The 11,110-nt window shown below is 66.6% G+C and carries 10 protein-coding genes; 8 read left to right on the top strand and 2 right to left on the bottom strand.

Going from position 1 to position 11,110, the window contains the following annotated elements; all coding sequences use genetic code 11:
- Window positions 1-307 precede the first annotated feature (307 nt).
- The 7 genes from CR152_RS28740 to CR152_RS28770 all read left to right on the top strand — a co-directional run bounded on the left by CR152_RS28740 (window position 308) and on the right by CR152_RS28770 (window position 7,889).
- Window positions 308-1,606, top strand: coding sequence for an NAD(P)/FAD-dependent oxidoreductase (locus tag CR152_RS28740; RefSeq protein WP_099880708.1), 1,299 nt, complete (start codon window positions 308-310; stop codon window positions 1,604-1,606).
- A gap of 102 nt (window positions 1,607-1,708) precedes the next feature.
- Entirely contained in the window at window positions 1,709-3,199 is a 1,491-nt protein-coding gene (locus CR152_RS28745) for a DUF4832 domain-containing protein (RefSeq protein WP_099880710.1), read from the top strand.
- A gap of 106 nt (window positions 3,200-3,305) precedes the next feature.
- Window positions 3,306-3,866, top strand: coding sequence for a DUF2799 domain-containing protein (locus CR152_RS28750; RefSeq protein ID WP_157778803.1), 561 nt, complete (start codon window positions 3,306-3,308; stop codon window positions 3,864-3,866).
- A gap of 166 nt (window positions 3,867-4,032) precedes the next feature.
- Complete coding sequence (locus tag CR152_RS28755) at window positions 4,033-4,455, top strand: DUF2141 domain-containing protein (RefSeq protein ID WP_099880714.1); 423 nt, start codon at window positions 4,033-4,035, stop codon at window positions 4,453-4,455.
- Window positions 4,456-4,468: 13 nt separating this feature from the next.
- The gene (locus tag CR152_RS28760; RefSeq protein ID WP_099880716.1) at window positions 4,469-5,965 is read left to right on the top strand and encodes a carotenoid oxygenase family protein; all 1,497 of its coding nucleotides are present in this window, start codon (window positions 4,469-4,471) and stop codon (window positions 5,963-5,965) included.
- On the top strand, window positions 5,965-7,131 hold the full coding sequence (locus tag CR152_RS28765) for a sensor histidine kinase (RefSeq protein WP_229413684.1): 1,167 nt from the start codon (window positions 5,965-5,967) through the stop codon (window positions 7,129-7,131). Before CR152_RS28760 ends, CR152_RS28765 begins: the two co-directional genes overlap by 1 nt.
- The gene (locus CR152_RS28770; RefSeq protein WP_370663836.1) at window positions 7,059-7,889 is read left to right on the top strand and encodes a LytR/AlgR family response regulator transcription factor; all 831 of its coding nucleotides are present in this window, start codon (window positions 7,059-7,061) and stop codon (window positions 7,887-7,889) included. The genes CR152_RS28765 and CR152_RS28770 overlap by 73 nt, the downstream gene beginning before the upstream one ends.
- A gap of 14 nt (window positions 7,890-7,903) precedes the next feature.
- Here the strand turns inward: CR152_RS28770 and CR152_RS28775 are convergent, their stop codons facing one another.
- A complete protein-coding gene (locus CR152_RS28775; protein ID WP_099880718.1) occupies window positions 7,904-8,281 on the bottom strand; it encodes a carboxymuconolactone decarboxylase family protein in 378 nt (125 codons plus the stop codon).
- 109 nt (window positions 8,282-8,390) lie between these two features.
- Between CR152_RS28775 and CR152_RS28780 the strand changes: the two genes are divergently transcribed.
- Complete coding sequence (locus CR152_RS28780; RefSeq protein WP_099880720.1) at window positions 8,391-9,008, top strand: LysE family translocator; 618 nt, start codon at window positions 8,391-8,393, stop codon at window positions 9,006-9,008.
- Here the strand turns inward: CR152_RS28780 and CR152_RS28785 are convergent.
- Window positions 9,005-11,110, bottom strand: coding sequence for a site-2 protease family protein (locus CR152_RS28785; RefSeq protein WP_099880722.1), 2,106 nt, complete (start codon window positions 11,108-11,110; stop codon window positions 9,005-9,007). The genes CR152_RS28780 and CR152_RS28785 overlap by 4 nt on opposite strands.

Consider the following 11,110-nt stretch of genomic DNA (forward strand, 5'->3'; position numbering starts at 1 on the left):
TGTGTCCTTGGACTAGAGGTTGGCGGTGTTTGCTTGATAACTTGAAACAACGGACGGGAGTGTCGCAACCTTTCCAAAGCTGCACCATGCAATCCTCGGGTGTACCGAACGGCGCCCTCAAACGTAGCGCCAGGAGGTACTTTCGGTCCTTGTCCTTGATACCGGTCATGCGGCCGGCACATGCATACGAATAAGTCGGGGCTTATGGATATCCACAAATGTCTGATTTTTCTTTTGTAGCGTGCGCATCTATATTGACATCCGGTCAACGCACTTTCCCATCGCGACACCTACAGGAGAAGACACCATGGAAACCATCGTCATCGTCGGCGGCGGCGCCGGAGGGCTGGAACTGGCCACCCGGCTCGGCAACAGCGCCGGCAAGGCAGGCCGCGCACGCGTCGTACTGGTCGACCGCTGGCCCACCCATTTCTGGAAGCCGCTGCTGCACACGGTCGCTTCGGGCAAGCACGATCCCCAGGTGATGGCGATCGACTACGCGGCGCAGGCGTCCGAACACGGCTTCGAGTTCGCGCGCGGCGAAGTGCTGGGCGTGGACCGTGAAACGCGGCGCGTGTCGCTGGCGCCGTGGATCGCCGACGACGGCGCCGAAGTGCTCCCCGCCCGCTCGATCGGCTACGACAAGCTGGTGCTGGCACTCGGGTCGGTCACCAACTTCTTCGGCGTGCCCGGGGCCGAACAGCACGTGCTGACCCTGGACGACGTGGCGCAGGCCGAAACGTTCCGCCAGCGCTTCGTGGATGGCTGTATCCAGGCCAGCGCGCGCCAGGCCGCCGGCGGCCAGCTCAATCCCGGCATCGACATCGTGATCGTCGGCGGCGGCGCCACCGGGGTGGAGCTGGCGGCCGAATTGAGCCACAGCGCGCGCACGCTGGCCAAATACAATGTGCACGCGCTCGATCCGGTGCGCCATGTGCGCATCCGCATCCTGGAGCGCGGTTCGCTGCTGCTGCCGCACCTGCATCCGCGCCTGTCCAAGCGCGCCGCGCGCCATCTGCGCGCGCTCGGCATCAAGGTGCTCACCGATACCGCCGTGGCGCGCGTCGATGGCGGCGCGGTGCTCGATACGGAAGGCTGCACCTACCCGTCGGCGATCACCCTGTGGGCGGCGGGTGTGGAAGCGCCGCCGCTGTGCGCCACGCTGGGATTGACCACCAACCCCCTGCGCCAGATCGCGGTCGCGCCTTCGCTGCAGGCGCTGGAAGATCCGGACGTGTATGCGATCGGCGACTGCGCCAATTTTGTGTGTCCGATCATGGGGAAAGTACCGCCACGCGCGCAGGCCGCGCACCAGCAGGCCATGTATCTGGCGCAGGTGCTGGGGCAGGCGTCACCGCTCAAGGCGCCCTTTGCCTACCGCGATTACGGCTCGCTGGTGTCGCTCGGGCCACTGGCGGCGGTCGGTGTACTCACCGGCACGGCCGGCGGGCGCAAATACCCGGTGGGCGGCGTGCTGGCCAGGTTGTTGTATTCGCTGATGTACCGCAAGCACCAGATGGCGCTGCACGGGGTGGTGAGGATGTCGGCGCAGACGGTGGCGGACTGGATTCGCCAGAAGCTCTCGCCGGCGGTCAAGCTGCATTAGGCCGCGCCGGGCGCGCGTGGCGATTGCCGGCGTCCGCCGCTTGGGTTTATAGTCAGGCCTGGTGTTCAAGATCATTGACATGCACGGACAAAGGAGATCGCCATGCCGCATCTGCCACCCCCCGGCCTGCCCACGCCGGCGCGCCGGCGCCTCGCCTGCGCCCTCTTCGTCGGCGCCGCCGCCGGTACGGCCCATGCGGGCGGCTGGGATATCGTCTCGGCGTCGCGCACTTACAACACCATTCCGCTGAAAAGCGACGACACCGTCAACCCCATGCGCGGCTACCACCGCTGGCAAAACCAGGAACTGGTGCCGCAGGCGGCGCCCGCCCGCGACGCTTTCCGCCGCTACCACTGGCGCGACCTCGAAGGCGTGCAGGGCCAGTACACGTTCGGCGCCATCCTGGCCGACCTGAAAACGGCGCGTGACCAGGGCCGCAAGTACGCGTTCAGGCTGCGCATGATGGCCGGCTACGACGACGGCCAGCTGTATGCCCCCGCCTACCTGGCCGGCAATGCATCCTGCCTGCACGGTTGCGGCTTCTGGGCCGACGCCGGCGCCGCTTCCGGCAAGACCTGGGTGCCCGACTGGAACGATCCGTTTGTGCTGGCGCGTTCGCGCGCGCTGCTGCAGGCGCTGGCGCAAGCGATTGCCGCTTCCGGCAACGCCGCCAGCATCGCCTGGATCGACGTCGGCCTGTACGGCCAGTACGGCGAATGGGCGATTCGCAAGAGCGTCTACACCAACCGCCCGGCCGGCATCGAGGAAGCCACCACGGCGACCCGGCGCGCGCTCGCAAAAATGCATTTCGAGGCCTTCCCCACCCAGCAATTCGTCATGTTCATCCCGTACGCGAACCGCGACGCGCTGCGCTACGCCCTGCTCGAACAGACCATCACCACTAAACCGGTGGGCTTGCGCGCCGACTGCCTGGCCCAGGCGGGCTACTTCAAGCAGTGGACCGATCACGCGGACGAGTGGCGCCAGTTTGCCGACCAATGGCGCAAAGCGCCCTTCATCGCCGAATTCTGCCCGTTTGAAAGCGGCCACCCGACCAACGGACCGGCGACGGCGCGCGCCCAGGCCAGCGAATTTCACATCTCCTCGGTGGGCAATGCGAACTTCGCGCTGTCCAAACCGGACGATCAACGCTGGCTGTCGCTGAGCGACCCGGAACGACACGACATGCTGATGCTGGGCCGCGAGGCGGGCTACCGCTACGGCGTCGACAGCACCTGGGTGAGCCTCACGGGCGATGGCCAGCTGACCCTGGCGGCCACCTTCCGCAACAGCGGCAACGCGCCCACCTACGAGCCGTGGAACGTCAAGCTGGAGATCGTCGACACCAGCGGCATGGCGCGCTGGTCGGGCACCGTGCCGGTCGCGTTGAACAGCCTCGCCGGCGGCGGCGTGACCACGAGGGTGCAATCGAGCTGGCGGGTGCCGGCGCTGGCGGCGGGCACCTATACCCTGCGGCTGGTTGCGCGCGACGCCCGCCCGGCCGATGGCCAGCAGCGCCGCCCCCTGGCATGGGTGTTGGGTGAACGCGACGCCGACGGCGGCCTGACCTTGCGCAGCCTGCGCCGGCGCTGACATGGGGCAGCCCCATGGTAGCATCGGATTTACCCGACAAATTGCGAGGGCAATGATGACAAAGAACTTGATTGGACCATTCGCTGCGCTGTTGGTGGGGGCGCTCATGTCCGGCTGCGACACGATGACGCCGGACGAGTGCAAGGCCGCCAACTGGAGCGATATCGGTCTGCGCGACGGCGCGGCTGGAAAGCCCATCTCCATGCTGGAAGAGCGCGCCAAAGCCTGCTCGAAGGCCGGCACCGCGATCGATTCGGCCGGCTACATCGCCGGCCGCGAACGCGGCTTGCAGACCTTTTGCCGGCTCGAGAACGCCGCGCCGCTCGGCCTGAACGGCACCGCTTATGCCGGTGTCTGCCCGGCGCCGCTCGACTTCGAGTTCCGCCGCCGCCATCAGGCCGGATACGCCGTTTATACCCTGCGCAACGAGATCAGCGGGTTCGATAGCCGTAGCGATCGTTTGCAACGCAAGCTGCGCGAGGCCGACAGTGACGAATCGAAGCAACTTGCGGCCAGCGACAAGGACGACGAGCGCAAGCGCATTCGCCGGGAATTCGACGAGCGCCGGCGCCATCTGCGCAATGAACTGCGCGACATCGACCGCTCGCTGCAAGGCACGCGCGACGCCCTGCGGTCCGCCGAATATATCGTCGATACACTGCGCTAAGCGTAGCGCGGCGCCGCGCCGGGGGGATACCGGCCGGCGCCCTGCATTTCGCGCCGCCCCGCTGCATTTCGCGCCGCTTTCCCGCATTTCGTCGCATGCCCGCTTCTCTCCGGTTTGATGTCGATAAAGTCACTTCATCGCAATCACAAACCCACCGGAGAATCCCATGCGCCACCTGCTCGCTACCGCCTTCTGCACCGCCGCCCTGCTGACCGCATCCCTGGCCAGCGCCGCCGACCTCACCATCCGCATCGACGACGTGCGCAGCGACGACGGCACGGTCATGGTGGCCCTGTATAACTCGGCCGGCAGCTTCCTCAAAAAACCCGTCGGCGCCGCCGGCGAAAAAGCCGTCAAAGGCAGCACCACCATCACCATCAAGGACCTGCCAGCGGGCGCCTACGCCTACGCCATCTACCACGATGCCAACGCCAATGGCAAAATGGATGCCAACATGATGGGCATCCCGACCGAGGACTTCGCATTCAGTAATAACGCCCTCGGTAAAATGGGCCCACCCAAATTCGACGACGCCATGTTCACCCTTCCAGCGGCTGGCCTGGACGCCACCGTCAGCCTGAAACACTAAGCCGGAGACCGCCATGCAACGCCGCACCTTCCTCACCTGCGCCACCAGCCTGGCCGCCCTCGGCCTCGTTCCCGGCAGCGCCATGGCCGATGCCGCCACTTTCCAGCGCTTCCATGCGGCGCTCAAGCGCGACCCCACGCTGGCGGTGTATGCCAACACGGTCGGCCAGCAGTCCGGCATCGCGCGCATCGTCGGGCGCATCCCGTCGGATCTGAACGGCGTGTTCTTCCGCAATGGCCCCGGGCGCTTTGAACTGGGCGGCGAACGCCACCACCACTGGTTTGACGGCGACGGCTTCGCCCAGCGCTGGCAGATCGCCGGCGGAAAAGTGAGCCACATCGGCAAATTTGTCGACACCGAACGCTTCACCGAAGAAAACGCCGCCGGCAAGTTCCTCTATCCATCCTTCGGCACGCATGTCGACCGGCGCGGCGTCAAGACCAACGACACCATGAACGCGGCCAATACCAACCTGCTGCCCTTCAACGGGCGTGTGTACGCCCTGTGGGAAGGCGGCTCGGCCATCGAGGTCGATGCGCAGACCCTGGCCACGGTCGGCATCAAGACCTGGAACGAGGACATGAAGTCGATGCCGTTTTCGGCCCACCCCAAGATCGATCCGGATGGCGGCATGTGGAATTTCGGCGCCCTCCCCGGCGGCAACCGCCTGGCCCTGTACCGCATCGGCGCCGATGGCAAGGTGCTTAAAACCGCCATGGTCAGCGTGCCGCAACTGGCCATGGTGCATGACTTCGTGGTCAGCGCGAACCATCTGATTTTCCTGATTCCGCCGTATGACATGATCAGGGCCGACGACCGCAGCTTCGCCGAGCAGCACCACTGGGCCGGCAGCGGCGCCAATGCGCGCCCGCTGCGGGTGGTGGTCGTCTCCAAGGCCACCATGGAGATCCGCCAGACCTTCGAGCTGCCGCCGCATATGGTTTTCCACTTCGGGAATGCCTTCGACGACGGCGCAACCACCCGCTTCGACGTGGTGCTGCACGAGGGCGATGCGCTGGCCGACGTCGGTCGCGTCATGCGCGGCGAGCGCCAGAAAAATTCGTCCGGCCGCGGCTTCGCGGCCCAGGTCACGCTCGATTACGCGAGCGGCAAGGCCACCACGGCGCGCCTGTTCGGCGCCAGCGAATTCCCGCGCGTGATGCCGCAGGTGGTTACGAGCCGCCACCGCCAGCTTGCGCTACTAAGCAGTTCAGCCCGCAATACGGAGATCTTGCTCGACACCGTCAATCTGGTCGGCACCGACACCGGCAAGGCCGACAGCTACCGCTTCGACGCCGGCTGGCAGATGGAAGAACACGTGCTGGTCCCACGCGCCGGCGCCCGCTCGGAAACCGACGGTTACCTGGTCGGCGTGGCGCAGGACACCAAACGCGGGCACACCGTGATGACCGTGTTCGACGCTGCCCGCATCAAGGCCGGTCCGGTGGCGCTGGCACGCCTTCCCTACCGCGCACCGCACTGCTTCCACGGTAATTTTCTGGCTGCCTGATGACGATGACTCACAGTCCCCCGCACACCTCGTCGCATCCGCTGGATGTGATTCCCCTGTTCCGGCGCTGGCCATGTTCACCGTGGCGCGACGTGCTCTATACCGGCATCTGGAACAGTCTGATCGCCATCTTCCTCACGGCGGCGAACATGCTGTTCAGCGGTGAAAGCCGCGGCTTTCCCGATTTTTTCGGGCCGACGCTGGTGATTTCGAACGTGGTGGGCTACCTGATCCATGCGGTGCTCAGCGGCGCTGACTGGCTGCTGCGCGGCTGGCCGTCGCGCCTCGTCGGGCTGCCGCGCGTCCTGTACTTCCTCACCACGGTGGGACTGTGCGTGGTCGCGGGCATCGTCATCGGCACCAGTCTGCTCAAAGGCGTCAATCCGCTGCACTATCTGACCGGCGGCGCGGACCTGGCGCCGCTGCTGCCATTTGCGCTGTTTACGGCCCTGATCATGGTCATTGTGCTGGTCAGCGGCGAGCGCCGCGTCGCCACCGAAACGCTGGCCGCGCGCCAGGGCGAGCAGATCGCCAGCGCCGCCCAGTTGCTGGCCGAAGCGCGCCTGCGCGCACTGCAGGCCCAGATCGAGCCGCATTTTTTGTACAACACCCTGGCCAACGTGGTCGGCCTGATCGACACCAATCCCGTCCAGGCACGCCACATGCTTGAACGCTTCATCGACTACCTGCGCGCCAGCCTCGCCGCCAGCCGCGCCGAGGAGGCCACCCTGGGCGCGGAACTCGATCTGGTGGCCGCCTACCTCGACGTGCTGGCGGTGCGCATGGGCGCGCGTCTGTCGTACCGCATCGAGGCCGACGGCTGCCGCCAGATCGGCATGGCGCCCATGCTGCTCCAGCCGCTCGTCGAAAACGCCGTCGCGCACGGACTCGAACCGAAGGTCGAGGGTGGCGAGATCGTGATCCGCGCGAGTTGCCGCGACGGGCAGCTGTGCATCGAAGTGAGCGACACCGGCGCGGGGCTGGGCAATGCCCCGCCCAAGCCGGGCGGCGGGGTCGGCCTGTCCAATTTGCGGGCGCGCCTGCGCAGTCTCCACGGCGTCGGAGCTCAGGTACAATTACTCGAAAATGAACCGTGCGGGATCACCGTGCGCCTCCTGCTGCCACTGAAAGACACGCCGCCATCGACCATCCACGCGCCCTCCTAGCGGACGACGAACCGCACCTGCTCGACTACCTGCAAACGCAGCTGGCCACGGCATGGCCGCAGCTGCGCATCGTCGGCAAAGCCGGCAACGGCATCGAAGCGCTGCGCCTGATCGACGAGCTGGCGCCGGACGTGGTCTTCCTCGACATCCAGATGCCGGGCCTGAACGGCCTCACGCTGGCCGGGCGGCTGACGGCGGACGGCAAGGCGCCGCACATCGTGTTCGTCACTGCCCATCACGAGTACGCGGTCGACGCTTTTGATCATGCGGCGCTCGACTACCTGCTCAAGCCGACCACGCCGGAGCGGCTGGCCAAGACCGTCGCCAAGCTCAAACTGGCGCTGCATGCACCCGCGCCAGCGGTGGCGCCGGATGCCCTGCGCGCGCTGCTGCAGCAGCTTGCCGCGCCGGTTCCTGCCGCGCCGGTGGCCGCGCCGCTGCAATGGATACGCGCCGCGCATGGCGACGAGACGCGCCTGATCGCCATCGACGAAGTGATCTACTTCCAGAGCAACGACAAATATACCAGCGTGTTTTTGCAGGACGGCGAATGCCTGATCCGCACGCCGCTGAGCAAGCTGCGCGAGCAGCTCGACGAGGCGCGCTTCTGGCAGATTCACCGCAGCGTGATCGTCGCCGCCAAGTCGGTGGCCGGCACCCACACCGATTTCCGCGGCCGCCTCGTGGTCAAGCTCAAGGAACGGCGCGAGCAGCTCACCGTCAGCCGCAATTACGCCGAGCAGTTCAAGCAGATGTAGCGGTGCGATGGACGTCAAGCCGCGCGCTCGGCGAAGACTTCCTTCGCCGCAAAAAGGCCATTGATGGCAGCGGGAAAGCCCGCGTACAAGGCCATCTGCATCATCACCTCCACGATTTCATCGCGCGTGCAGCCGACATTGAGCGCGCCATGAATATGCACCCGCAGCTGCGGCGCCGCCGTGCCGAGCGCGCACAGGGCTGCGATCGTGGCTATCTCGCGCGACCGCAAATCGAGGCCCGGACGCGAATAGATATCGCCAAAGCCAAACTCAATCAGCAGCCGGCCAAAATCGGGCGCGATACCGGCCAGGCTGGCGATCACTCTTTCGCCCTGCTCGCCATCGATTTCCTTCAGCTTGGCCCAGCCGCGTGCGTAGCGGTCCTTGTCCATCGTCTTCTCCTTGTGGTGGTTGATGGAGCGACTGTAGGGCCAGCCGGCGCGATGGTCCAATACCGTTTATGTGATACCTTTTCGGTATCGAATCATCAAGGACGATCTCATGGACGCCGCTACACTGACGCTGTTTGTTCCCGCCTGCTTTGCGCTGAATATGGCACCGGGCCCCAACAACCTGCTCTCGCTGAGCAATGCGACGCGCTACGGTTTTCGCCAATCGTGCGCTGCGGGACTGGGCAGGCTGGTGGCATTCGCGGGGATGCTGGTCCTCGCTTCCGCCGGCCTGGCGGTGATCCTGCACACGTCCGAACTGCTGTTCTACGCGATCAAGATCGTGGGCGCGGCCTATCTGTTTTACCTGGCCGTACAACTGTGGCGCGCGCCAGCGGCGGCGCAGGATGCCGCGCAGTCGCCAGCCGCCGGCTTGTTCGGTCTTGCGCGCCAGGAGTTCCTGGTCGCTGCCGGCAACCCCAAGGCGATCCTGATCTTCACCGCCTTCCTGCCGCAGTTCGTCAGCCCCGCCGAAGCATCCGCGCCGCAGTTTGCGGTGCTGGGTATCCTGTTCCTGCTGCTCGAACTGCTCGCCATCGCCGCCTACGCCTATATGGGCGTGCACCTGCGCCGCTGGTTTGCCCAGCCGCGCGGGCAGCGCATCTTCAACCGCAGTTGCGCGGTGCTGCTGGCCGGCGCGGGCACGGGCCTGCTGGCGGCGCGCCGCTAAAAACCAAGATAGGCGTTGATGGTGGCCAGCATGCCGGTCAGGCCGTCGAGTACCGGGTTGTGCGCCGCCGAGACGATCCTGACGCTGCCCGTCATGGTGCGGCCGGGCGCGGCCTGCGGTGCATCGATGTTGACGTCGACCGCGTAAAACGCGCCGTGCAGGCGTTCGCCGGCGGGCGTCTGCACGGCCGGCAGCGGCCCGTGCGAGAGCGATGTCAGGGCTCTTTCGGCGGCCGTGCTGCTGGCCGCCACGCTGACGGCGCGCACAGTTCCGCGCATGACCGTGAGCGGGTCCCCATCGGGAAAAAAGCGCACCATCGCGCCATTGCGCACCCGCCGGTAATCGACCTCGCGCACATACGCCACCGCCTGCAGAGTGGCACCATCGGCCGGCAGCAGGGTCGCGATCTTCTCGTTCATGCGCAGCCAGCGCCCTTCGACGATATGGGAAGGCAGGTCGCGCACGATGGCATTGCGGCTGGCGCGCACGGTCAGGCGCGCGATCTCGGCCTGGACGCTGTCGCGTTCGACCATGCGCTCGGCCAGCGTTTGCTGCAGCACGTCGGACTGGTCGAACGTGCTGCTGTTGGTGGCCGCCTTGTCCAGGCGCGCCTGCGCTTCGCGGATGCGGGCTTCAAGCGTCACCAGCCGGTGGGCCAGCTCCGGCGAGGCCAGTTCGAGCACGATGTCGCCGGCCTTGACGCGCTGCCCATTGTGCACATGCAGCGCGCGCACCTGCGCACTCGCCGGCACGAACAGGTTCTGGCGCGCGGCCACCGTCAGGAACGCCGGCGCCTCGACCCGCCCCGACCAGGGCAGCACGGTCACCAGCAGCAGGCCGACCAGCGCCGCTCCGTACCAGCGGCGCCGCGCGCGCGTGATCTCGCTACGGCGCGGCCACATGGCGGCCAGTTCCGCCACCACCGGTTTGACGATGAACCAGCCGATTTCCACCGCCGCCAGCGGCACGCCGAGCAGCGGAGGAAAACTGATGAAGACAAAATAGGCGATCCCCAAGAACAGCACCAGCCGGTACAGGGCCGTGCCGAAACCGAAGCCAGCCAGTGCCCACAGGGGCAGGCCGGCATGCGGCGCCGGGGGCTCGTTCAAGCCGATCCAGCGCCGCAGCACCATGCGCGCGGCGCGAAACGAGGCTTCCTGCAGGTTCGGATAATCGAGCAGGTCCGACAGCAGGTAATAGCCGTCAAAGCGCATGAAGGGATTGAGGTTAATCACCAGCGACAGCACCCATGCGGTGCCGGCGATGATGAACATCGCGCTTTGCAGCGGCCCTTCCGGCAGCAGCAGCCAGCCCCAGGTCGCCAGCACGGCAAATACCAGCTCGGTCGCAATGCCGGCCACGCTCACCTGCAGACGCGCGCGCCAGTCGGCCAGTTTCCAGATGTCGTTCACGTCGGTGTACAGCACGGGCCACAGCACCAGCAGCGCCACGCCGGTGCGCGTAACGCGCAGGCCCTGGCGCTTGGCCGCCACGCCATGGCCCACTTCATGGGTGGATTTGAGCAGGGCCAGCGACAGCGCGATCCACAGCGCCCCTTCGAGGCTGAAGGCGTAGCTGAAAGTAGCGCCGAAGCGGTCGGTCTGGGTCATCACCTGCCCCACGGCGATCAGCCCGAGCAGCGCGATGACGATCCAGAAGCCGGGCCGGAAGAGGAATTCCAGGCGCGGTGCCAGCCAGCCGTAGAAGCGGTCGGGATTGGCCAGCGGGACGCGCAGGAACAGGTAATTGTGCAGCAGCCAGCTGCCCCACGGCGTGGGCGGCGGCGCGAGACTGGCCAGTGCCGCGGTGGCGCTGCGCTCGCGCCGCGCCAGCAACTGATGCTGGTGCAGGAACAGCAGCAGCGCCTCGAGGTTGGCCGCCTCCGGCGCGAGCGGCATCGCATCCTGCAAGGCCGCCAGCGCTGCGGCGCTGCTGCCAAGGTGCCAGTGCGCCAGCATCTGGAACTCGGCCTCGCCGATCTGGAAGAAGCGGTTGCGCAGCGGGTCGTACAGTCGCCACGATGGTGTGCCCAGGGGCGACGGCCCGGCCGCGAAAATCTCGATGTCGTCGCGCAGCGGCGGCAGGTGCTCGGGCAGCGCCAT

Source organism: Massilia violaceinigra (assembly GCF_002752675.1).
GTDB lineage: Bacteria > Pseudomonadota > Gammaproteobacteria > Burkholderiales > Burkholderiaceae_D > Telluria_A > Telluria_A violaceinigra.

Bases quoted from the DNA above. Each gene is read 5' to 3' on its own strand.
- CR152_RS28740 (WP_099880708.1), top strand. From the start codon at position 308: ATGGAAACCATCGTCATCGTCGGCGGCGGCGCCGGAGGGCTGGAACTG.
- CR152_RS28745 (WP_099880710.1), top strand. From the start codon at position 1,709: ATGCCGCATCTGCCACCCCCCGGCCTGCCCACGCCGGCGCGCCGGCGC.
- CR152_RS28750 (WP_157778803.1), top strand. From the start codon at position 3,306: ATGTCCGGCTGCGACACGATGACGCCGGACGAGTGCAAGGCCGCCAAC.
- CR152_RS28755 (WP_099880714.1), top strand. From the start codon at position 4,033: ATGCGCCACCTGCTCGCTACCGCCTTCTGCACCGCCGCCCTGCTGACC.
- CR152_RS28760 (WP_099880716.1), top strand. From the start codon at position 4,469: ATGCAACGCCGCACCTTCCTCACCTGCGCCACCAGCCTGGCCGCCCTC.
- CR152_RS28765 (WP_229413684.1), top strand. From the start codon at position 5,965: ATGACGATGACTCACAGTCCCCCGCACACCTCGTCGCATCCGCTGGAT.
- CR152_RS28775 (WP_099880718.1), bottom strand. From the start codon at position 8,281: ATGGACAAGGACCGCTACGCACGCGGCTGGGCCAAGCTGAAGGAAATC.
- CR152_RS28780 (WP_099880720.1), top strand. From the start codon at position 8,391: ATGGACGCCGCTACACTGACGCTGTTTGTTCCCGCCTGCTTTGCGCTG.
- CR152_RS28785 (WP_099880722.1), bottom strand. From the start codon at position 11,110: ATGGCGCTGCCCGAGCACCTGCCGCCGCTGCGCGACGACATCGAGATT.